We start from the raw sequence: 20985 nt of genomic DNA, 5'->3' as shown, positions 1-20985 counted from the left end.
CGTCAGTGACGCGGCACGCTAACGTCATCAGGCGCCGACGTTCACCACGGTTTTACCAAAGTTTTTGCCATTCAGCATATCGATAAACGCCTGTGGCGCGTTCTCTAATCCTTCAATCATGTGCTCGCGATAGTGGATTTTTTTGTTCTCCACCAGCGGACGCATCGCCTCCAGGAACTCAGGGTAACGGTCACCATAATCCTGGAAGATGATAAAGCCCTGCATACGGATACGGCGTTTCAGAATGCCCGCCATGATCAGAGAGGTTCTGTCCGGGCCTTGCGGCAGCTCACGCTGGCTGTAAGCCGAGACCAGACCACAGACCGGCACGCGCGCAGCGGTGTTCAGCAGCGGGAATACGGCATCAAACACTTTGCCGCCGACGTTTTCGAAGTAGATATCGATGCCATCCGGGCAGGCGTTTTTCAGCTGCTCTTCAAAGTCGGCGCTGTGGTGATCGAGGCAGGCATCAAAGCCCAGCGTATCGACCGCGTAACGGCATTTCTCTTCACCGCCCGCCACACCAACGACACGGCAGCCTTTCTGTTTACCCAACTGACCGACCGTTGCGCCCACCGGACCGGTTGCGGCGGCAACGACCAGGGTTTCACCCGCTTTTGGCTGACCAATATCCATCAGACCCATATAGGCGGTAAAGCCTGGCATACCGAGAATACCCAGCGCCCATGAGGGATGAGGCAGATCGTTGCCCAGCTTCGCAATCTCTTTGCCATCGGAGACGGCATATTCCTGCCAGCCGCTCTGCGCCAGCACCCAGTCACCGGTCTTGAAGTCACTGTTTTTCGATTCGGCGACCTGACAGACGGTGCCGCCCACCATCGGCTGATCCAGCTCTGCCGGCGCGGCGTAGGATTTACCCTCGTCCATCCGCCCACGCATGTAGGGGTCAAGCGAGAGATAGATGGTTTTCAGCAGTACTTCACCCTCTTTGATTTCCGGGACGGGCTGCGCCACATGGCGGAAATTCTCTTTGGTCGGCTCACCGTGTGGGCGTGAAGCCAGTAACCAGGCATGGTTCTGGGTTGCTTGTTCAGTCATATTGTCATCCTTTTATAGCCGGGCAATGCTCAGGGCATCACCATATGAATACCGGGAAAGTGTAGATGACAGCGGCGGGAATGCGTTTAGCGCTGTGAGCGGTAAACTGATTTACCGATAACAGGGCATAGGGTGCTAACCACGGGGACACAGCGGATGCAGGACCCTTCGCGTCACGGATTCAGGCTGATGGCTGTTCACATCCGCTTGCAAAAAACGGGCAGGCGAGTCATCAGCAGTGCGGCATGACACGCATCCGGCGTCACGGGAAGCTCTGAAGATTGTGATAAATATCAGTGAACTCTACAGGGAGAGAACCATGATTATCCAGCATCTGCGTATTGCCCGACCGGTGACAGACCTGACGCAAAGCAGTCAGAACTATTGTGACGGGCTGGGGTTGCAAGAAATCGGTGAGTTTACTGATCATCAGGGGTTCAGTGGCGTGATGCTGGGCGCTGAAGGGCTGGCCTGGCATCTCGAATTCACGCTCTGTCACACGCATCCCGTCCGGCCATCGCCAACAGATGAGGACCTGCTGGTGCTCTACATTCCGCAACGGCCTGACTGGCTGGCCCGATGTGCCTGTATGGATGAGGCAGGATTTATGCGGTTGAATTCATTTAATCCCTATTGGGACCAACGGGGCGTGACATTTATCGACAGGGATGGTTATCGTGTTGTTATCCAGCATGCAGCCTGTCAATCCGCAAACTGACCTGTACCGGAGCTCACCCTGAACATTCTTTGTTTTCACACCGCGGCCAGTAATATCGCGATATTTGATGATGCCGCCAGCGCACTGGCGCGTGACAATCCGCCGCTGAATCATCTGGTGATGCCTGCGCTGCTGGCAGAAGCGGAACGCAGCGGCGGGATGACGACTGCGTTACGTCGCCGTATTGCCCAAATGATTGAAACGCTGCTGCCGCAGTTCGATGCGGTACTGATCACCTGCTCGACGCTGGGCCCAGTTGCCGGTGATTTCAGCGCGCAGGATCGGGTTATACGCACCGACGAAATGCTAGCGGAGGCGCTGCAGCGTCAGGCAGGGCGCACAGTCGCGCTCTGTGCGGCAGAATCAACGCTGGCGGCGACGCGGGCACTTTTCTGTCAGCCCGGCAGCCAGGTGGAGGTCGCGCTGGTGGAGGGAGCGTGGACGGCGTTTAAAGCGGGGGAGACAACACGCTATTTTGCAATGATTGCAGCAGCAGCAGAGCAGGCTTATCAGCAGGGAGCCGTTGCGGTGGCCCTCGCGCAAAGCTCAATGACGCCAGTAGCACAGCAGTTTCCTGACACACAGCGACCATTGACCGGCCCGTATCTTGCGCTGCAGGCCTGCTACGAACTCAGATGACCGTCACACCCTGCTGGCTCAGCGCCTGTCGCAGCGCCTCGTCCGGCTGCGTTTCCACGACCAGCGTGCTGGCCAGCGACAGGTCGCCTATGGCAAATGCCGAGGCGGAGTTCAGCTTTTCCGCTGACGCCAGCACCACGGTTTCCGCTGCGCGTCCTGCCAGCGCACGCTTGACCGTCGCCTCTTCGAAATTACCGGTGGTCAGGCCCGCCGCCGGATGCACGCCGGTGACGCCCATAAAAAAGAGATCGGCATTGATGCGGTTGATCGACTCCAGCATCGCTGCGCCCACCGTCACCACTGAATGTTTATAGAGCTGCCCGCCAATCAGTATGATCTCCACGAGTGGATGATCGGCTAACGCCAGCGCCACGCTGGGACTGTGCGTGACCGCGGTAAAGCTCAGCGTGGCGGGTAACAGTCGCACCAGTTCCGCGCTGGTGGTCCCGCCATCAATCAGTACGATCTGCCCCGGCTGAATCAGCGAAACGGCTTTTTGCGCGATAACCTGTTTGGAAGCAGTCTGCACGCTTTTGCGTGTTTCAAAGGTGGCCAGCGCAGCGGAAACCGGCAGCGCGCCGCCATGTACCCGCTGCAATAATCCTTCTGCCGCCAGTTCACGCAGGTCGCGGCGGATAGAGTCTTCGGAGAGGCCAAATCGCTGGCTGAGGTCCCGCGACTGCACCTGTTTTTCCTGGGCGAGCAGGGCAAGAATCGTCTGTTTTCGCTGGCTGGATAGCATAACTGGCCTTTGCATGTTTTTTCTTGAAGTTGCACGATTGTGCATGATAGCGTGATGGCTGTCTACCTATCCTGGAGAGCATCATGCAGCAGAACCATCCCCGCGTGCGCATCATCAATGAGCAGTTGCTGTCAGACAACTGGTATACCCTGAAGAAATATACGTTCTCGCTGCTGCGCCGTGACGGCCGCTGGCAGGAGCAGAGCCGTGAAGCCTATGACCGCGGTAACGGCGCAGTGATCCTGCTCTACAACCGTGACAAACGTACGGTGGTACTGACCCGTCAGTTTCGCTTTCCGATTTTCCTGAACGGACATGATGGCTTTCTGATTGAAGCGGCCGCCGGTCTGCTGGATAACGCCTCGCCGGAAGCGCGTATTGTTGCCGAAGCCGAAGAGGAAACCGGTTTTCGCGTCAGCCATGTGCAGAAGGTATTTGAAGCCTTTATGAGCCCCGGTTCGGTTACTGAAAAACTCTACTTTTTTATTGCCGAGTATGGCGATCAGCAGCGTAGCGGTGAAGGCGGCGGAATAGCGGAAGAGGGTGAGGATATTGAGGTGCTTGAGCTCGGTTTTGACCAGGCGTTACAGGCGATTGACCAGGGTGAGATTGTGGATGCCAAGACCATTATGCTGCTGCAGCATCTGCGGCTGAAAGGCATTTTATAAGAGAACGGGCAGACCGCCGTTAATGCGGTCTGCCCGTTAAAGCTTACTGATCCTGCGTCAGGATGCCTTTTACATCGTGCGGTTCAGAACGCAGATACTGTGGCGGAACCTGGACTTTACCATCCAGCGCAGCGGCTGCGTGCCACGGCCAGCGCGGATCGTAAAGAATACCGCGCGCCAGCGCCACAAGGTCAGCTTCACCCTGTTGCAGCAGATCTTCTGCCTGCTGCGGCTCAGTAATTAATCCGACCGCAATCACCGGAATCGACACCTGCTCACGAATATCGCGGGCGAACGGCACCTGATAGTTGGGTCCGACGCTGATTTTCTGGTCTTCCGACAAACCGCCACTTGAGACATGAATATAAGCACTGTTCAGCGCTTCCAGCTCACGCGAGAAGGCGATTGACTGATTGATCTCCCAGCCGCCTTCAACCCAGTCAGTGGCAGAAATGCGCACGCCTACCGGCACGGAAGCGGGTACGGCATCGCGAACGGCTTTGAAGACCTCCAGTGGGAAGCGCATACGGTTTTCCAGCGAGCCGCCATATTCATCACTGCGCTGATTCGACAGCGGCGACAGGAACTGATGCAGCAGGTAGCCGTGTGCGGCATGCACTTCGATGAGCTGAATTCCCAGACGCACCGCACGCAGGGCGCTGTCGACAAAGGCCTGTTTTACCCGCGCCAGATCGTCAGTGTTCATGGCAACCGGTTTCACTTCATCCGCGCTGTAGCTCAGTGCGGACGGAGCCACGGTTTGCCAGCCGCCGGCTTCAGGCGCAATCTGCTTACCGCCTTCCCAGGGTACGGCACACGACGCTTTGCGTCCCGCATGGCCCAGCTGAATACCAACCGGAATAGAGGAGTAGCGGCGGACATCTTCCAGAACCGTTTTCAGCGCAGCTTCATTATCATCATTCCACAAACCGAGATCGCCTGGGGAGATGCGACCAATATCCTCTACGGCGGTGGCTTCAATAATCATCAGACCTGCACCGGAAAAGGCCAGCTGGCCAAGATGGATACGGTGCCAGGCGGTCGCATTGCCCGCCTCAGCGGAGTACTGGCACATCGGCGCAATCACAATGCGGTTATCCAGCGTAAGTTCGCCCAGCGAGACAGTGGAAAAAAGTTGGCTCATGTTATCTCCATGGTTTTTATGACTGACGTGACAGGCAATAACTATAGCGGGGGATTTGCCAGGCGGGTGTTTCTTCAACGTGACATTTTATGACGGCGTGCCGTATTCAGGTTACAGATCAACGCAGCCTGATGTCTCAGGCAGGCATTGATACGTTAACGGTTCAGCCTGGCGCGCTTTGCTGCTCACGCCCGGCGAACCGGGATTTTACGTAACGGGTAAGGACAATCACCAGGGTCTGATTTTCAGCTACAGGGTGAGTCTCAGACCTGTGCCATTCCGCCATCAACAAACAGTTCTGCCGCATTGATAAAGCTGGCGGCATCCGAGGCGAGAAACGCAACGGTGCGGGCAACCTCCTGCGGTTCACCCAGGCGGCCAAGCGGTATTTGTGCTGCCAGCGCATCAAACAAGCCCTGACGCTGATCTTCACTGACCAGATCACCCAGCCCAGGCGTACGGACAGGGCCGGGGCTCACGACATTGACCCGGATTCCGCGATCTTTCAGATCCAGCGCCCACGAACGGGCAAAATTGCGCACTGCCGCTTTACTGGCGCTGTAGACGCTAAAAGCCGCAGTACCCTGCGCTCCGGCAGTCGATCCGGTCAGAATTACCGATGCGCCATCAACCAGCAGAGGCAGGGCTTTCTGGACGGTAAACAGCACGCCGCGTACGTTAGTGCCAAAGATACGGTCAAAATGCTCTTCAGTAATCGCCCCCAGCGGCAGCATGTCGCCGCCCCCGGCGTTGGCAAAGAGAATATCGAGGCGTCCCGCCTGCGCTGCAATTCGCGAGTAAACCTCATCGAGATCGTGCAGCTGTGAGGCGTCTGCGCGGATGCCGCTGACGGTTCCGCCGATTTCAGCGACGGCGGCATCCAGCTCCGCCTGACGACGGCCGGTTATAAAAACCTGTGCGCCCTGTGCCGCCAGCTCCCGGGCGGTAGCCAGGCCAATTCCGCTTGTTCCGCCCGTAACCAGTGCAATTTTTCCTGCGAGTGATGCGTTCATAAGTTCTTCTCCGGATAGTCTCATAGACAGATTGGTTATTCCCGGTCAGCGGGGCTGCCGGACTGATTGCTACTGTAAGAGAGGAGGATTGGCGGATAAATCCGCTAAAATGAAAATGACTATCCACACGGGTGGATAATAGGGGGATAGAGTGGATCAGCTGCTGGCGATAAAAGCCTTTTCACGGGTGGTGGAAAGCGGCAGTTTTACCCGGGCGGCGGACTCGCTGAATATGCCGAAGGCGACGCTGAGTAAGCTGGTTCAGGAGCTGGAGGCGCATCTTTCCGTCAGGCTACTGCAGCGCACCACCCGACGCGTGACCGTCACCGCAGAAGGGCGTGAATACTATGAGAAAGCGCTGCGCATCCTGCACGATCTCGAGGATATTGATGCCTGTTTCAATTCACTGCGCAGTAAGCCGCGTGGGCAGTTACGCATCGATGTCGGCGGATCTACCGCCAGGGACGTTCTGATTCCGCTGCTGCCCGATTTCTTTGCCCGCTATCCTGATATTACGCTGGATCTGGGCGTATCCGATCGCCCGGTCAATCTTATTAGCGACAACGTTGATTGTGTGATCCGCGGCGGTCCGCTGGTCGATTCCTCACTGATTGCCCGCCTGATAGGGCACGCTACGCTCATTACCTGCGCGACACCCGCCTACCTTAAAGCGTTCGGTGTGCCCGCCTATCCTGATGAACTGCGCAACGGACACCGGCTGGTGAGTTATCTCTCGCCGCAAACCGGCAAGCCATTTCCGCTTCGGTTCGAACGTCAGGGAGAGAAAATTGAGATCACCAGTGCGCATCGCATAGGCGTCAATGAAAGCAACGCGCATCTGGCCGCGGGACTGGCAGGGCTTGGGATCATTCAGACATTTAATTATTCGCTGTCGTCGATTCTGCGGCAGGGAGAAATGGTTGAGATCCTGCACGACTGGCGTCCGGCGGGTTATCCGTTTCATCTGGTTTATCCGCAAAACCGGCACGTAACGCAACGGCTACGGGTATTTATCGACTGGCTGGTGGAGTGCTTTCCGGCGCGGGTAGCGGGAGAGGGGAAATCCGGCACCTGAGTGCCGGATCGGGATCAGTTGCCGCGATAGGTAGAGTAACCAAACGGGCTCAGCAGCAACGGGATATGGTAGTGCTCACCGCTGGCTTCCATGTTGAACTCAACCGGGATCTCCGGGAAGAAGGTTTTCTGGTTGTTCTTTTTATAGAAGTCACCGGTTTTAAACACCACGCGGTAGCTACCCGCACTGGCTGTTTTGTCCTGCGGGAACAGGGCGCTGATGCGACCATTGTTATCGGTGACGCCTGATGCCAGTTTCACCCAGTTATCCTGCTGCTTCTGATCCAGTTCAACTTCGATGCCTGCCGTTGGCTGGCCAGTTTGCAGGTTAAGAACGTGCACGCTCAGTGGGTTTTTAGCGGTAGCAGGCTGAGCAGCGATAGCGGATGCGCCAGAGGTCATCAGTAATGTTGCGATCAAGGCATATGAAGTTTTCATCAATGTTTCCTTTATTGATTGTCTGAAGTCGGGTGACAGTGCAGAGAGAGTAATGCGCCTGAGGGCAAAGAGATATTTAGCCGCAGGAAATGTGAAATTTCTGAGAAAGAAGGAAAATGTCTTTAGTTACATCATACAAAGTTTCTGCTTAATCATAGTCCAGCACCTGTGCAGTCATAGCTAATCAGGGAACAGAGGCACCAGATGAAATCCTCTCTGAATTCAGCAATAAAACAAAGCCTGGCCCCTGGCGGGCAACGTAGCGATAGCAATCCTCTGATCTATCCAAAGAATCGTCTCGTCAGTTATCAACTACCGGACATGTATCGACTCGTGGGCGGGCTGCTTTCCGTCGCGAATGACGTGAGAATGTGAATCCGGCACGTCTGGTCAGCGAGCCGGATACGTACAAAGGTCTGACCGAGACAGGGTGTATAACCGAACGGACTCAGCAGCGGCAGCGGCAGCGGCAGCGGGATAGGGTAGCGAGCACCGTTGGCGTCCATGCTGAACTTAACCAGAAAAAAACTCTATGCTTTTAACTTTTTTCAGGTGCTCAGGCGCAGTGCTTAATTGCTGAAAATCGATACAGATAGCAGCAAAGTAGTCTGTTAATGACGAAAATAGTCAGAGAGGGTAAAAGCTTGAGATAAATAGTGTGCTATTTAGTAGTTTACAATCCAGGTTCGCCGTGTCATTGTCCTGCCAACCAGATAGCACACTACTTAATAGCAAGTTAATTGGAACCCTGTGATGAAAATGAAACTGATCGCCAGTGCATTATTGTTAGCCAGCCAGATGAGTACCGCGTTTGCTGCACCCACTGAAAACAGTCCGCAACCGACCGCAGGCGTGGCCGCTTTCCTGAAGGCGCTCAACAGCGGGAGTGGTAAACCGATTGAGCAACTCTCCGTCAAAGATGCCCGAGCGGTGTTGACGGGGGCGCAGAAGGGCGCAGAACTGCCGCCGGCACAGATTTCACAGAAGATCATTACCGTACAGGGCAAGCCTCTGACGCTGACCATTGTTAAGCCCGAGCATGCCAGCAGCACCTTGCCGGTGTTTATGTTCTTCCACGGCGGTGGCTGGGTGCTGGGTGATTTTCCGACCCATGAGCGACTGGTACGTGACATGGTGAATGCATCCGGCGCCGCTGCGGTATTTGTCAATTATCGACCATCGCCAGAAGCCCATTTCCCGGTGGCAATTACTCAGGCTTATGAAGCCACTAAATGGGTCGCCGAACATGGCGCTGAAATTGGCGTTGACGGAAAACGTCTGGCGCTGGTTGGTAATAGCGTTGGCGGTAACATGGTGGCGGCGGTTGCCTTGCAGGCGAAGCAGTTTAAAACGCCGGCCATCCGTTATGATGTGATGCTGTGGCCGGTTACCGATGCGCGTTTCGACACCGCGTCGTATGATCAATTTGCTGACGGACATTTCCTGACGAAGAACATGATGAAGTGGTTCTGGGATAACTATACCGTTTCGGACAAAGATCGTAATAACATCCTGGCATCACCGTTGCGTGCCACCACTGAACAGCTGAAGGGGCTGCCGCCAACATTGATTCAGACTGCAGAGCTGGATGTGTTACGTGATGAAGGTGAAGCGTTCGGTCGTAAGCTGGATGCAGCAGGCGTGCCGGTTACCGTAACGCGCTACAATGGCATGATTCATGATTACGGTTTGCTGAACGCGTTAAGTCAGGAACCCACGGTCAGAACAGCTATTAATCAGGCGGGTGAAGAGTTGCGTTCGCATCTCAAATAACTGACCGGTCACATGAAACCAACCCCGGACCGAATCTTCGTCCGGGGTTCTTACCATACAGTAAGTTTGAAGGAATCAGTTCGAAGACGCAGGGCAGTGCGATTGCCGGAACACCAGGAAAGAACGGAGCAGTATCGAAGCGATAAGTGCGCTGTTAATATCTTATTTAACATAATATACATTATGCGCTCTTTGGTTCGTGCTTCATTTTGATGCCCGGGCATCATTGCCATCCGCCGTCCTTTCAAAGCAAATCACGCTTCGTCATTTTTGGGTGTTCGTTGTTGCCATTAACCTTTTCACGCTGAGCGCGTTATTTTGTTTACCATCACCGTTTCTGCGCTGCACCGATTGGAATCGCCTCTGTGTTTTAACATTCACGCACACTTCTATGCTGATGCCTGATTCATTCACGCCAGCGGTTATGCTGATGACGGATGTTTGTCATCCTGATGCTCACCGTCCCGCCATCAGGTTTGATAACGAAAATGCCGCTCTGACCATCTCATCCAGAATGACATGCTTCACTGAGCCAGACTCGCCTGACTGCCTGACCTGAATGGCAACGCTACGTGAATTCTGAGACTGCCGCGTGGCCCTTGGGTCGCAGAATTTGCCACAGTGCGTCATTTCAACCTGCGCTTCCTGCCCATATCTTCAGCCATTCGTGAAAATCCCCGTAGCCACATGACATCAGATTTCATGCACGTTAAAGTTGCTGGCTTCCACTGTTTCAACGACGAGAAAAAATGAAACGCTTATTTGTCTATGGCACGCTCTGTCCGGGACGCGAGAATGCCCATATCCTGGAAAATATTGGCGGAGAATGGCTGGCCGGTTCTGTGAACGGTACCTTCTATCAGCGCGGCTGGGGCGCAGCGGCTGATTTTCCGGGCATCGTTCTGGATGAGCATGGGCCCGACGTGCCGGGTTATCTGTTTCTCTCCGACCAGCTGGACGCCCACTGGCCGATGCTGGATGCGTTTGAAGATGGCTACGATCGCGTCGAGGTTCGCGTTTCTGCCGAGGATAATCGGCAATACAGTGCGTGGATTTATCAGCTTCAGCCGCAGGAAAGCCGCTGAGCTATTACCGCTGAACGTTTCCTGCATTGGGATGCGCGCGCTCTGCTCTTATTGTCTGCTGACCTTATTTTCCTGTCAGACAATATATATGGGCACGCTGCCTGATTCTCAATTTAATTAAGATCTAATGTATGATGTAACTAAAATAAGATTGTCCGCTCTGGTCCCGGCAAGCGCTCTCTTAGCCCCACCAGCCAGCCCTGTTATACCGGGTTAATCTGGCCAGCGCTGATGTGGAAACAGTGATACCCGAATATTAAACAGATGGATTAAGGGCGCAACAGCCACACTCTCCTCTCGGGCGATCGGCTCCAGTCTTAGCAGCAACAGATCCAGCTCCTCCAGCAGATCCTGATGTGGCGCTAACTGCAGCGACTTCATCTTGCGCTTCAGGTATAGCGCCAGCTCGTGAAACATCTGACCACTATCAATCTGATGACTCTCCAGCACCTCATGATAACGTGCGTAGAAGTCATAACAGTTGGCGCCCAGCCAGGTTTCAGTAATCAGATAGCCCCCCACCACGATATCCGGCACCGGATCGAGCCTTTTACGCGGCAGAATGATATTCACCCGGTCGAGCATCCGAGCAATAAATTGCTGCCGTGACAATAGCGTGGCGGAATTGCGCTCCACCATTTTAATAAACCCTAACAGGTCGCGCAGTCCCCGTTGCACCGCTCTTCTGGCTATCCATGACGGCCGTTTGTTGCGGATCAACGCCGTCAGCACTACCGCAAACATAATCCCCACCATCGAGGAGATGGCCGCATTCAGCGTGACGATCAGATTCGGGACATAGTGATGGCTTAAGCCGATAAAACCGGGGATCTGAATGGCGACACTCAGCCCTACCAGATTGGTCGCCGGATTGGCAATGACCAGGCTCAGCAGCATCAGACCGGGCAGCAGTATGATCATCAGCGCCTGTAAGGTATTGGCCTGCGGGATCAGAAAAGCGATGTAGAACAGGCTGACCACCAGCGCAATCATCACCCCTTTCACGAACAGCTTCATCGGCGTTACCGGGGAATCGACACCTGCAAAAAATGAACTGATAATCGCCGCCATTAGAGGTGCATTCGCCCCATCGGCCCAGCCGCTGCCAATCCAGAACAGGCTGGAGAGGAAGGTCGCCAGAAATGCCGTCAGCGCGGACAGCCGTAACAGTCCCTTGTCGATATGCCGGTGTTCCCGGATATTGCGGATCGCCGCCCCATCCCCGTGGCTGTAGAGATCCCCTGCGCGCGCACTGACATTCTCATAAGCATCGGCAATGCGCACAAAGTTAGCCAGCCGCTCCAGCAGACCAATCAGCAGCAGGCTCTCTTCGGTTGCCAGCAGCCCGGCCCGCCATTCGTGCTCCAGGGTTGCCTGACTGGCAGCAATCGCTTCACGCAGTCCGGCAATATCGTTAATCCGATCGTGATGCAGCCACAACAGGAACTGCTGAAACACGTCGGTGACGCACGGCGGAAAACGAATATTCAGTTCGGCCAGCACACCCAGCCGTGATTCAATCGCCGTCAGTGTCGGCAGCAGATAAGTCAGATGCTGATACTGTACGCTGACCAGACGGATGACATTACGCGCCGCTTCGCCCTCATAGACGCAGTGGGTCAGCAGCGTTTCAACATTCAACGGATAACCCGCCATCTGAATCAGGATATCTTCGCGCTCCAGCGATTTGTTCTTTGCCATTCCGCTGATCAGTTCATCACAGAGTTTGCGCGCGTTCTGAAACCAGAGATTAACGCTCTGCCCCAGCAGATGATGCATCGAAACCGGAAACATCAGCCGGTGAACCAGCGTGCTGCAAAGGATGCCCAGCGTAATCTCCTCAATACGTGAAACTACGGTGTTGATGATTGCCAACGGTGACTCAACGTCTGGAAATCCCATAATCGCTGCGCTGTAGCCAGCCAGCATAAAGATATAGCTCTTCGGCGTGCGGTCATGCAGAGAGAGCCAGAGGCAAACCGTTACCCACAGCGATACGCACAGGCTGAACAACACTGGCGACTGCACCGTTTCGGGGTAGATCAGCAGAATAAAGATGCCGCCCAACAGCGTGCCCAGCAGGCGAAACAGCGATTTCGAGACGGTCGATGCTGCATAGAGTTGCGAGGTGACAAACACCGTGGTGAGCGCCCAGGCGGGTTTTTCGAAGTTAAGAACGAGCGCCACAGAGAGTGCGATAAACGCGGCAAAGGAGGTTTTGCAGGCAAACAAAACCGCGTTTTTGGTAAACCATTTCATCGAATGAGAGCAACCAGGAACTTTCTGAGGCGCGTATCCTGACAGATGCGCCTGCGTTTTACTCTCAGTTAAATTTTACAAATTATTACCGGCCGCATCAGGCCGGTTAAGCCCCTGCTGGCGCACCAGTGCACGGCGCTTATCCAGTAAAAAAGGGCGCAGATAGCCTACCGTGTTCGAGAGCAAAATCACCTCTTCGGCAAGCTCAATCTTCAGCACGTCTGTCAGATACGCTTTGCGCTGAGTCATTCGTTGCCAGAGATCGGGAAAACGACGCGCCAGCTCATCACGCAATGCCGCGTCCGCCAGTCCGACCGTATCCTCTATACTGCAGCCGCCATAACCCGGCACCGACGGGATAATATCAATCTGCAGCAGCATACCGCTTTTCAGTGTCACGGCTGAATCGGGATAGATGGGCGAGCTTAGCCACTCTTCGTCAGCCACCAGATGCCCCGGATTAAGATGCCAGCCATACTGCGCTTTCGGCAGCACCGTTTCGATAAGCGAATAGAGTTCGCCGCCGGTGATCCCGATCCGCAGCTGCTCCAGCCAGCTGACCACCGCATGATAATAGGGGATCGCCAGCCGGATCAGCCAGTCGGAGACGTTACACTGTAACTCAGAGACTTCACTGACCACGTAAGCCGAGCGGCTGGTCAGCCCGCCTTTGTAGCCGGTGGTAAGAGAAAGCTTGTCGCCTGTCGCAATCCGTTTATCAGACGGATAGAGCCGGGCCTGGGCGAAACGATCGCCGGTCGCGGCAATCGTCACCACCGTGTTTGGCTGCCCTTCTGCGTTCAGACGTGCGCCTAACGCCTTCTCTGTGACGCCCGGCGCTACGCTATCCAGCGCAGCCAGCATCGCGGTTGAAGCAAGATTGGCCCCCGCCTCATAAAACGCCACTTCATCGGCGCCGTTAACGCAGCGTGCACCGTTGTCAGGCGAGATAAACAATCCGGTGGCGTTTACCAGTTGTGCATCGCCGCCCGCTGCCTGCGCCGCCGCGGCATAGATGAACTGCGGCAGATCAAACATCCCTTGCTGCCTGCCGGTAAATAACTTCCAGCCCACCAGCCCGGTGCGTTCTCCCGCCACTATCCCTGCCTCTGTTAACAGCTGATCCAGGGGCTGCTCCCCGCGCATAGGCTGGTTGGGCAGAGAAAAGACCGCCGCATGCAGACAGCGTCCCGGATTGCGGGCAAACGGCACCAGCTTGAGGTTCTCATTACTCATGATATAGGTGAGCTCGCCCTGCTGAGTCACCACCAGCAGCGCCTCCTCGAAGCGCGGAATGAATCCCGCCAGATATTCAAAATTGCTGCCGTGCTCTTTGTCGGCATAGATAATCAGTTGCGCAATCTGCTGCTGCTGCATCCGCTCAATAATGGCGGCCAGACGGCGATGCAGTGTTTCATCAGACATCACAGGGCTGGCAGCACCGGGAAATGCCGGCGGTGACGGGATTGTTTCCAGGGCATAGCGATTGGCATCCATAACGCACTCCAGTGGCCAGATTGATTGACGGGGTTTGTGATTTCCGTTCCCAGGGTAAACCTGAGGTTTAACCTGTAGGGTGCCACAATCACACAACTTACTCGTTGCGTGTTATCAAAAGAGGGACATTCACCTGTAACAGAGACAAAGAAGCCCGCGCTAAACGGGCTCTCTATGTTATTTGATGGGCACGCCTGCATTCTCCAGCGCTTCAGCCTTTTCGGGATATAACTCCGACGTTCCGGCATTCATAATCACCGCTCCACAGCGGATGCAGTGATCGCCCTTTACATCTGGCACAACGTCCTCCGGATTACCCGTATTAAGACTGACGTCGCGCGTGGCGTACACAAACGCCTCTCCTTCACATCCCGGACACTTCATACCATGACTCTCCTGTTAAGCCTGTCAGATAAGCATAGCCGACAGGCTTTTAGCCATACACAGGAGGAGAGGTTTTTCAGGATATTGCCAGCTCATAAGCGCCATCACTCTTTGTACCGCAGCCGCTCCAGCATAATCAGTGAGTGACTGAAGATGGCGTCGGCGATGTGCTGTGGGAAATCGGGCGGCAAAGCATCGCGCACCGAGACCACTGCCTGGGGAAAGGCCTTAATAAAGAAGTCGAAGATCTGCTGCAAACTGTCACGATCAAAACTGACGCTTTTTGCCGTGGCGATAAAATGGCGCGGGAAGATTTTGTCGATCTCTGTCTTCTTCCCCTTAGTGGCACGCAGACCCATCGCCAGTTTCAGCGCTCGCTTGTTCAGACCGGTGCCGCCCAGTACCGGGTAAGCGGAGATCACATCATAAAAGGGAGTCAGTCGATAACTGCCGCCGCGCTCAATAAACAGTGAGAAGTTCTTGGCGTGACCGTCGGTTGCGCCAATCAGCCACTGAAACACCTGGAACATCATAAAGCGATAGCGATCTTCGATGGCGTTGCTCGATCCCATCAGTATCTGCATGATTTCCGCAATACCCGGCCCGCCATCCGACTCATATTTGGTTGAAGATGGCAGTCCCAGCGCCTGACAGAAATCCTCCTGCGGCAGGCGAATCAACCGGGTTTTATCGCGTGACCAGCGGCGGTCGAAACGTTCTACCGCCAGGGCGCGCATCTGTCCGGCACGAATAATCGTTGCCTGCGGCACGTCGATACCGAGTGCACGGGCCAGCGCCAGACAGAGATACTCATTCTCCACACTTTCACGCATATCCAGCGTCGCGGCCGGCTGTTTAATCTCTCCGATCGGCAGCTTAATGATGTGCGAGGTGGGCGTGGCACCGGCAGGAATGCTCCAGCCTTCATCGGTCAGCAGCAGTGCGGTTTTCTCCTGCGCCCCTGCGACCGAGATACGGAAATCGGTCTCTTCACGCAGCATCCCCAGCGGGATATCTGACTGATAGGCCGACAGCACGCTTTCGAGCCGGGTTTCATCCAGCACTTCATAGCGGGCCTGCAGTGCGGGCAGTGGCATATCGGGCGGCAGCAGCATAGTCGCCCCGACGCTGTCACGTCCCACTTCCTGCAACAGATCAAACGGCTGACGGGATTTAATCTGGTAACGCGCCACGATTCTGTCGCGAATCAATGGGCTATCCGGCAGCAGGTTATCGAAGAAGTTAATCACGGCGTGTGAGGTGAGAGCCTTTACCTGCAACGGCATCGAAAGTGACAGCGGCCTGGAGAGCGGATTACTCAGCCAGCCGGTATCATACTGAAACTCATGAGCGCCGTTTCGCTGGCGGGTGAGTACGCCTACCCGCTCGCCGTTCATCCACGCAATCAGCCTTTGCATTACCACTCATCCTCATCATGCAGCTGAGGCGCACCGGCCTCCTCTTTCTCCTGAACTTCCAGACTCAGCTCCAGCGACTGTAACAGCTTAAACAGCGTTGCCAGCGAGGTACTGTCAGGGGCATTTTCAAAGTGAGAGATGGTGGCCTGTTTCAGGCCGACCTTCTTCGCCAGTTCACTCTGGGTCCAGCCATTGCGCTGACGAATGAGCTTTAGCCGGTTTGCCAGCTGTAGCGGGCTGTATATCATGGGGTGGCTCCTTCTGGATCACAGGCTGTAAGCATAGCGCAGGGGCATTATCCCCGGCAGGGTATAAAACAGCTTTTACCCCCTGGAGAGGATAATAATCACTTTATACCCCATAGCGGATAATTACACAATTATCCTTTATGAGGGATAAGCCGGAACCACGATTAAAAGAGGACGAGGATGAGCACATTTACCCTTACCCATCAGGTCAACGACGACGATCGGGAAGAGTTGCTGGCAGGACTGGGGGCTTACAACCGGCAGTTCATCAGCCGCGATAACTGGGGACCGCTGTCGGTTTCTCACAGGGACGTACAGGGAATGTTGCGCGGGGGAGTGATCGCCACACGCAAAGGAAACTGGCTCTGTATCGATTATCTCTGGGTGGACGAAACGCTCCGTGGCAGTGGTCTGGGCAGCGCACTGCTGGAAGCCGCAGAGCAGGAGGCGGGAAAGATGGGATGTCTCTATGCGCTGGTGGATACCTTTAGTTTTCAGGCCCTGCCGTTTTATCAGAAACAGGGTTATCAGCCGCAGATGTCCCTGCCCGATTTTCCGCAAACCGGTATGCAGCGTCACTATCTGACCAAAACGCTACGGCCAAAGGCATCACGCTGACCGCAGTACCATCAGCGTGACAGGGTCACATAATTACAAACCGGCAATGCGCCGCAGATCTGCTTCGGCACCCGGTGCCACGGCCAGAACCTGCGCGCCTTTAGTGATGCGATCGCCTTCGGTGTTAAACGGGTGGTACCAGCCGCCCGCTTCTTTTACCAGGCAGTAACCCGCCAGGCAATCCCAGGCGTGCATATAGGGTTCGTAATAACCCACGACCCGACCGGCGGCAACCCAGGCCAGCATTAGTGCGCCGGAACCAATACGGATAAAGTTACCGCCTGCCGACAATAGTGCTGCCACAATCTCGCCTACCTGCTGCGGGCTGACATAACTGTTGGCACCAAAACCGGTAACGTGGTTTTGCAGCGTGCGTGTGGGATCGACCTGCAGACGATGACCGTTGAGCGTCGCGCCCTGCCCCAGTGCCGCCACGTAGCACTCCTGATAGGTCGGCGCGAAAATCACCCCGATGACCGGCACATCGCCGCGCAATACCGCGACGGAAACACACCAGCTCGGCATCCCATTGAGAAACGGGCTGGTGCCATCGATTGGATCAACCACCCAGGTGTAGTCAGACTCTCCCGCCTGCAGTCCCGACTCCTCACCCAGAAAGCCATCATCGGGAAACGCATCCCGTATACGGCTGGCGATAAGCTGCTCCACTTCACGGTCAGCAATCGACACCACATCCTGCAAATCGTACTTGGTCTCCACCACCAGCGTCTCGCGACGGTTGAAGTAAGATAACGCCGTCGCGCCACCTTCACGGGCAACGGCTTCCGCTAAAGCCAGACGCGCCATTATTTCATCATGCGATTCCATGCGAACTCCTTGAGTTAGTCAGATTAACGGGCAATCAGGGCAAGGCCCTGCGGCTTGAAGTTGACGCCGACTGTGGCGGCAAGCGGCAGACATTGTTCCATCTGCGGATCGATAATGAACAGCGCGCCCAGTTCGGTGGCAACTTCATATTCGATATGGTCACCCAGCCAGGTGCTGTGAATGACCTCCCCCTGCAGCGCCCCCTGACCGTCGCCGGACAACGTAATAAACTGCGGTCGCACCGCCAGCTGAGCACTGCCGGTTTTTGCACCGGCACCTCGTACCCGGAAGCGCTGATTACCCAGGCGGACCAGCGCGTCATCCGCATCCGCCTCTTCCACTTCACAGGGCAGAATGTTCGCCTCCCCCATAAAGTCCGCGATAAAGACCGAATTGGGTGAATGGTAAAGCGTCTCCGGCGCACCCTGCTGGGCAATATCCCCCTCTTTCATGACAATAATCTTATCGGAGACCGCCAGCGCCTCCTCCTGGTCATGGGTCACATAAACCGCCGTAAACCCGAGCCGCTGCTGCAGATCGCGGATGTCGGTGCGCACCCGACGGCGCAGACGCTCATCAAGGTTCGATAGCGGCTCATCAAGCAGCAGCACCTGCGGTTCCAGCACCAGCGCGCGGGCGACCGCAATACGCTGCTGCTGTCCGCCAGAAAGCTCCGACGGCAACCGCTGCCCCTGACTCTCCAGACCCACCAGCTTCAGCCCCTCGCGCGCCCTGTCCTGCGCCTCGCGTTTGTTCATGCCCGAGGAGAGCAGCCCGTAGAGAATATTGTCGATGGCGTTCATATGGGGAAACAGCGCGTAGGACTGAAACACCATCGCCACGTCGCGCTCGTTGGCGGGCAGATGGGTGACATCTTTGCCGCCAATCAGAATCCGCCCTGCGGTGGGATGCTCCAGCCCGGCCAGCAGTCGCAGCGTAGTGGTCTTGCCGCAGCCGGACGGCCCGAGCAGCGTCACCAGCGTACCCGGCTCTACGGTGAGCGACAGATCCGGCACGGCAGTAAAACCGGCAAAACGCTTTGCGACATGTTCAAACACCACCGATCCGGCGTTAAGGGTCGTCATACGGCTCTCTCCTGAGTCAGAGTGGATGCAGAGGGTGCGGCAATAATCACCGCCGGTTGGGTTGCACGACGCAGGCGACGTTCGCCCACCAGCAACTGGAAGAGGCCAATGATCAGCAGCATCACCACGATCAATACCGAGGAGTAGGCAATCGCCACGCCATACTCACCGTTCTCCACCAGCCCGACAATGTACGAGGTCGCCATGTTGTACTGGGCGCTGACCAGGAAAATCACCGCGCTGATAGAGGTAATGGCCCGCACAAAGGCGTAAACCAGCGCGGCGCTGATGGCCGGTTTCAGCAGCGGCAGCACCACTTTGCGCAGGGTACGGAAACTGTTTGCACCCAGCGTCAGTGAAGCTTCATCCAGGCTTTTATCCAGCTGGCTCATCGCCGCAATACCACCACGCACGCCAACCGGCATATTACGGAAGACAAAGCAGGCGATCAGGATCATCGCGGTACCGGTGATCTCCAGCGGCGGCAGGTTATACGCCATCACATAGCTCACACCAATCACCGTGCCGGGAATGGCAAAGCTCAGCATCAGCATGAATTCAAAGGTCTGACGACCGGCAAACTTCTGTCGCACAATCAGCCAGGCGGTCAGCAGTCCGACAATGGCCGTGAGGGGCGCGGCGATCAGGGCGATCTCCAGCGTGGTCCAGAAAGAGCTCCAGGCAACGCCGCTCCAGACCAGTTGCCCCTGATTAACGCTGACGCTAAAGGCGCGGATATAGTGATCCAGCGTCAGGTTGTTATTCAGTCCCCAGGACTGTACAAAGCCGCCAATCATGATCATGCCGTAGATCACCAGTGTGAACAGACCCCAGGGTATCACCATGCCATAGACGCTGTAGCGCACCGGACGCGGCAGCATCACATGACGGCCGCCGTCGCCTTTGCCGGTGACAGTGGCGAAGCTTTTGCCGGAGAGCCAGACGCGCTGCACCAGAAAAGCGGCCAGGGTGAAGCCCAGCAGGATCATCGCCAGCACCGCCGCGCGACTCGGGTCGTTCTGTGCGCCAACCACGGAGAAGAAGATCTCCGTCGACAGCACGCCGTGACTCCCGCCCAGCACCATCGGGTTACCGAAATCGGCCATGCTTTCGATAAAGCTGATTAAGAAGGCGTTGGCCAGCCCCGGCGCCATCAGCGGCAGCGAGATGCGGGAGAAAGTGCGCCAGCGGCTGGCACGCAGGGTCTGTGACGCCTCTTCCAGTGACGGACTGACGCCCTCGACCACCCCAATCAGCACCAGAAAGGCGATGGGGGTAAAGGAGAGTACCTGGGCAATCCAGATGCCGGTCATGCCATAGAGCCAGCGGCCCGGCTCGATGCCGAACAGTGTCGCCAGCGATTCGGTGACTACGCCAGAGCGGCCAAACAGCAGGATCAGCGCCAGACCAATGACAAAAGGCGGCGTGATAATCGGCAGAATGGTCAGCATCCGCAGCGCTTTTTTACACGGCAGCGAGGTGCGCGTCGCCGCCAGTGCAAACGCCAGTCCCAGCAACGTAGCGCCACTGGCCGTCATCAGCGCCAGTCCCAGCGTGCGCCAGGCTGTGCCGCAGGTGCCACCGGTAAAACAGCCGAGGCTCCAGATGGCGGGATCCTGCATATTGGCAATCAGTCCGTCAGGTTTAAAACTGCCATCAATATCCTGCACCGAGGCGACAAACAGGCTCAGCACCGGATAGAGCACAAAGGTCGTGACCAGCGCCACCAGCAGCACAATCGATGCCACCACAAATGCATCGCCTCTCAGCACGCCGCGCTCCGACAGGGCAAAGGCAAAAATCAGCAAAAATATGGTCAGCAGCAGCAGCGCACCCGCACCCATCGCGGGTTGTCCCTGCGCCAGCGGGCCGGCGAGGTTCTCCAGCCATAACCAGTTCCAGCCATTGAAACCGATGGCATGCCCTTCCAGCACCAGAAACAGAATGCCGCAGGTGCTGAACAGCAGCAGCAGCGTGCTGCGGGTGCGGCCCGGGGGCAGAAAGGCGCTGCCAGCACAGAGCAGCCACAGCGCCACGGCGATGCCCAGCCAGCTGTGTAACGCGAGCTGCCCCAGCGCAGGCGCATTGTTCTCATCACCCCATAAGCTGAACAGCCAGTCACACGAGAAGAAGCCCTGCTCCAGGCTATACCAGGGCAGCAGCGTCAGCGCGATGGCGCCTGCCAGCAGCGCGCCGGTTAAGCGACGATTGTGCGCATTCATAAATCACCTCGATCAGGAAGCGGACATCAGGCTTACGCCACCGCGGTCTGGCACAGACCCGGCTCAGGTGACC

General features: G+C 56.2%; 20 protein-coding genes. 7 read left to right on the top strand and 13 right to left on the bottom strand.

Annotation, left to right across the window (positions count from 1 at the left end; translation table 11 throughout):
* Positions 1-27 precede the first annotated feature (27 nt).
* Positions 28-1059 carry an NADP-dependent oxidoreductase gene (locus OK412_RS08230; RefSeq protein ID WP_010244937.1) on the bottom strand — a complete coding sequence of 344 codons (1032 nt, stop codon included), beginning with the start codon at positions 1057-1059 and terminating at the stop codon, positions 28-30.
* A 319-nt stretch (positions 1060-1378) separates the two neighbouring features.
* Between OK412_RS08230 and OK412_RS08225 the strand changes: the two genes are divergently transcribed.
* Together OK412_RS08225 and OK412_RS08220 are read left to right on the top strand one after the other, a co-directional pair.
* Entirely contained in the window at positions 1379-1777 is a 399-nt protein-coding gene (locus OK412_RS08225; protein ID WP_182500034.1) for a VOC family protein, read from the top strand.
* 120 nt (positions 1778-1897) lie between these two features.
* Positions 1898-2416 (top strand): glutamate racemase, encoded by a 519-nt coding sequence (locus OK412_RS08220; RefSeq protein ID WP_264353093.1) that lies wholly within the window; start codon positions 1898-1900, stop codon positions 2414-2416.
* On the opposite strand, the gene OK412_RS08215 is transcribed toward OK412_RS08220, so the two are convergent.
* Positions 2409-3158: a DeoR/GlpR family DNA-binding transcription regulator gene (locus OK412_RS08215; protein ID WP_010670143.1), complete on the bottom strand. Its 750-nt coding sequence runs from the start codon at positions 3156-3158 to the stop codon at positions 2409-2411. The genes OK412_RS08220 and OK412_RS08215 overlap by 8 nt on opposite strands.
* An 83-nt stretch (positions 3159-3241) precedes the next feature.
* Here OK412_RS08215 and OK412_RS08210 point away from each other — a divergent pair, with 83 nt between their 5' ends.
* The gene (locus tag OK412_RS08210) at positions 3242-3826 is read left to right on the top strand and encodes an NUDIX domain-containing protein (protein WP_033767247.1); all 585 of its coding nucleotides are present in this window, start codon (positions 3242-3244) and stop codon (positions 3824-3826) included.
* Positions 3827-3869: 43 nt separating this feature from the next.
* On the opposite strand, the gene OK412_RS08205 is transcribed toward OK412_RS08210, so the two are convergent.
* Positions 3870-4970 carry an NADH:flavin oxidoreductase/NADH oxidase gene (locus tag OK412_RS08205; RefSeq protein WP_031592311.1) on the bottom strand — a complete coding sequence of 367 codons (1101 nt, stop codon included), beginning with the start codon at positions 4968-4970 and terminating at the stop codon, positions 3870-3872.
* Between the two features lie 263 nt (positions 4971-5233).
* The gene (locus OK412_RS08200; RefSeq protein ID WP_033787857.1) at positions 5234-5983 is read right to left on the bottom strand and encodes a glucose 1-dehydrogenase; all 750 of its coding nucleotides are present in this window, start codon (positions 5981-5983) and stop codon (positions 5234-5236) included.
* Between the two features lie 151 nt (positions 5984-6134).
* On the opposite strand from OK412_RS08200, the gene OK412_RS08195 reads away from it, so the two are divergent.
* Complete coding sequence (locus tag OK412_RS08195; protein ID WP_010670147.1) at positions 6135-7058, top strand: LysR family transcriptional regulator; 924 nt, start codon at positions 6135-6137, stop codon at positions 7056-7058.
* 14 nt (positions 7059-7072) lie between these two features.
* Here the strand turns inward: OK412_RS08195 and uraH are convergent, their stop codons facing one another.
* The gene (uraH, locus tag OK412_RS08190; RefSeq protein ID WP_010244915.1) at positions 7073-7495 is read right to left on the bottom strand and encodes a hydroxyisourate hydrolase; all 423 of its coding nucleotides are present in this window, start codon (positions 7493-7495) and stop codon (positions 7073-7075) included.
* A gap of 753 nt (positions 7496-8248) precedes the next feature.
* On the opposite strand from uraH, the gene OK412_RS08185 reads away from it, so the two are divergent.
* Entirely contained in the window at positions 8249-9268 is a 1020-nt protein-coding gene (locus tag OK412_RS08185) for an alpha/beta hydrolase (RefSeq protein ID WP_264353020.1), read from the top strand.
* Positions 9269-10017: 749 nt separating this feature from the next.
* A complete protein-coding gene (locus tag OK412_RS08180; RefSeq protein WP_022625647.1) occupies positions 10018-10353 on the top strand; it encodes a gamma-glutamylcyclotransferase family protein in 336 nt (111 codons plus the stop codon).
* 213 nt (positions 10354-10566) lie between these two features.
* Here OK412_RS08180 and OK412_RS08175 read toward each other — a convergent pair whose 3' ends face one another.
* From OK412_RS08175 to hipB, 5 genes are all read right to left on the bottom strand, one after another.
* On the bottom strand, positions 10567-12612 hold the full coding sequence (locus tag OK412_RS08175; RefSeq protein WP_264353019.1) for an FUSC family protein: 2046 nt from the start codon (positions 12610-12612) through the stop codon (positions 10567-10569).
* Between the two features lie 75 nt (positions 12613-12687).
* Complete coding sequence (locus OK412_RS08170; protein WP_264353018.1) at positions 12688-14109, bottom strand: M24 family metallopeptidase; 1422 nt, start codon at positions 14107-14109, stop codon at positions 12688-12690.
* Positions 14110-14286: 177 nt separating this feature from the next.
* Positions 14287-14493, bottom strand: coding sequence for a type II toxin-antitoxin system MqsA family antitoxin (locus OK412_RS08165; protein WP_010244885.1), 207 nt, complete (start codon positions 14491-14493; stop codon positions 14287-14289).
* A 104-nt stretch (positions 14494-14597) separates the two neighbouring features.
* The gene (locus tag OK412_RS08160; RefSeq protein WP_264353017.1) at positions 14598-15911 is read right to left on the bottom strand and encodes a type II toxin-antitoxin system HipA family toxin; all 1314 of its coding nucleotides are present in this window, start codon (positions 15909-15911) and stop codon (positions 14598-14600) included.
* Positions 15911-16159 (bottom strand): type II toxin-antitoxin system antitoxin HipB, encoded by a 249-nt coding sequence (gene hipB, locus OK412_RS08155; protein ID WP_010244879.1) that lies wholly within the window; start codon positions 16157-16159, stop codon positions 15911-15913. Before hipB ends, OK412_RS08160 begins: the two co-directional genes overlap by 1 nt.
* Before the next feature lie 180 nt (positions 16160-16339).
* On the opposite strand from hipB, the gene OK412_RS08150 reads away from it, so the two are divergent.
* Positions 16340-16777 carry a GNAT family N-acetyltransferase gene (locus tag OK412_RS08150; protein WP_264353016.1) on the top strand — a complete coding sequence of 146 codons (438 nt, stop codon included), beginning with the start codon at positions 16340-16342 and terminating at the stop codon, positions 16775-16777.
* Between the two features lie 33 nt (positions 16778-16810).
* On the opposite strand, the gene OK412_RS08145 is transcribed toward OK412_RS08150, so the two are convergent.
* Genes OK412_RS08145 through OK412_RS08135 form a run of 3 tightly spaced genes read right to left on the bottom strand, consistent with a single transcriptional unit; the run spans position 16811 to position 20912 of the window.
* The gene (locus OK412_RS08145) at positions 16811-17605 is read right to left on the bottom strand and encodes an inositol monophosphatase family protein (RefSeq protein ID WP_033757665.1); all 795 of its coding nucleotides are present in this window, start codon (positions 17603-17605) and stop codon (positions 16811-16813) included.
* 23 nt (positions 17606-17628) lie between these two features.
* On the bottom strand, positions 17629-18690 hold the full coding sequence (locus OK412_RS08140) for an ABC transporter ATP-binding protein (RefSeq protein WP_264353015.1): 1062 nt from the start codon (positions 18688-18690) through the stop codon (positions 17629-17631).
* The gene (locus OK412_RS08135; protein ID WP_264353014.1) at positions 18687-20912 is read right to left on the bottom strand and encodes an ABC transporter permease; all 2226 of its coding nucleotides are present in this window, start codon (positions 20910-20912) and stop codon (positions 18687-18689) included. Before OK412_RS08135 ends, OK412_RS08140 begins: the two co-directional genes overlap by 4 nt.
* Positions 20913-20985 lie beyond the last annotated feature (73 nt).

The sequence above is a fragment of the Pantoea sp. JV6 genome (assembly GCF_025910055.1).
GTDB classification, from domain to species: domain Bacteria; phylum Pseudomonadota; class Gammaproteobacteria; order Enterobacterales; family Enterobacteriaceae; genus Pantoea; species Pantoea agglomerans.
This window is presented reverse-complemented; position numbering and strand designations above follow the sequence as displayed.

Excerpts from the sequence above, each read along its gene's own strand:
- OK412_RS08170 (WP_264353018.1), bottom strand. The coding sequence starts at position 14,109 with ATGGATGCCAATCGCTATGCCCTGGAAACAATCCCGTCACCGCCGGCA.
- OK412_RS08230 (WP_010244937.1), bottom strand. The coding sequence starts at position 1,059 with ATGACTGAACAAGCAACCCAGAACCATGCCTGGTTACTGGCTTCACGC.
- OK412_RS08200 (WP_033787857.1), bottom strand. The coding sequence starts at position 5,983 with ATGAACGCATCACTCGCAGGAAAAATTGCACTGGTTACGGGCGGAACA.
- OK412_RS08205 (WP_031592311.1), bottom strand. The coding sequence starts at position 4,970 with ATGAGCCAACTTTTTTCCACTGTCTCGCTGGGCGAACTTACGCTGGAT.
- OK412_RS08150 (WP_264353016.1), top strand. The coding sequence starts at position 16,340 with ATGAGCACATTTACCCTTACCCATCAGGTCAACGACGACGATCGGGAA.
- hipB (WP_010244879.1), bottom strand. The coding sequence starts at position 16,159 with ATGATATACAGCCCGCTACAGCTGGCAAACCGGCTAAAGCTCATTCGT.
- OK412_RS08220 (WP_264353093.1), top strand. The coding sequence starts at position 1,898 with ATGCCTGCGCTGCTGGCAGAAGCGGAACGCAGCGGCGGGATGACGACT.
- OK412_RS08180 (WP_022625647.1), top strand. The coding sequence starts at position 10,018 with ATGAAACGCTTATTTGTCTATGGCACGCTCTGTCCGGGACGCGAGAAT.
- OK412_RS08210 (WP_033767247.1), top strand. The coding sequence starts at position 3,242 with ATGCAGCAGAACCATCCCCGCGTGCGCATCATCAATGAGCAGTTGCTG.
- OK412_RS08140 (WP_264353015.1), bottom strand. The coding sequence starts at position 18,690 with ATGACGACCCTTAACGCCGGATCGGTGGTGTTTGAACATGTCGCAAAG.
- OK412_RS08135 (WP_264353014.1), bottom strand. The coding sequence starts at position 20,912 with ATGAATGCGCACAATCGTCGCTTAACCGGCGCGCTGCTGGCAGGCGCC.
- OK412_RS08215 (WP_010670143.1), bottom strand. The coding sequence starts at position 3,158 with ATGCTATCCAGCCAGCGAAAACAGACGATTCTTGCCCTGCTCGCCCAG.
- OK412_RS08175 (WP_264353019.1), bottom strand. The coding sequence starts at position 12,612 with ATGAAATGGTTTACCAAAAACGCGGTTTTGTTTGCCTGCAAAACCTCC.
- OK412_RS08185 (WP_264353020.1), top strand. The coding sequence starts at position 8,249 with ATGAAAATGAAACTGATCGCCAGTGCATTATTGTTAGCCAGCCAGATG.
- OK412_RS08145 (WP_033757665.1), bottom strand. The coding sequence starts at position 17,605 with ATGGAATCGCATGATGAAATAATGGCGCGTCTGGCTTTAGCGGAAGCC.
- OK412_RS08225 (WP_182500034.1), top strand. The coding sequence starts at position 1,379 with ATGATTATCCAGCATCTGCGTATTGCCCGACCGGTGACAGACCTGACG.
- uraH (WP_010244915.1), bottom strand. The coding sequence starts at position 7,495 with ATGAAAACTTCATATGCCTTGATCGCAACATTACTGATGACCTCTGGC.
- OK412_RS08165 (WP_010244885.1), bottom strand. The coding sequence starts at position 14,493 with ATGAAGTGTCCGGGATGTGAAGGAGAGGCGTTTGTGTACGCCACGCGC.
- OK412_RS08160 (WP_264353017.1), bottom strand. The coding sequence starts at position 15,911 with ATGCAAAGGCTGATTGCGTGGATGAACGGCGAGCGGGTAGGCGTACTC.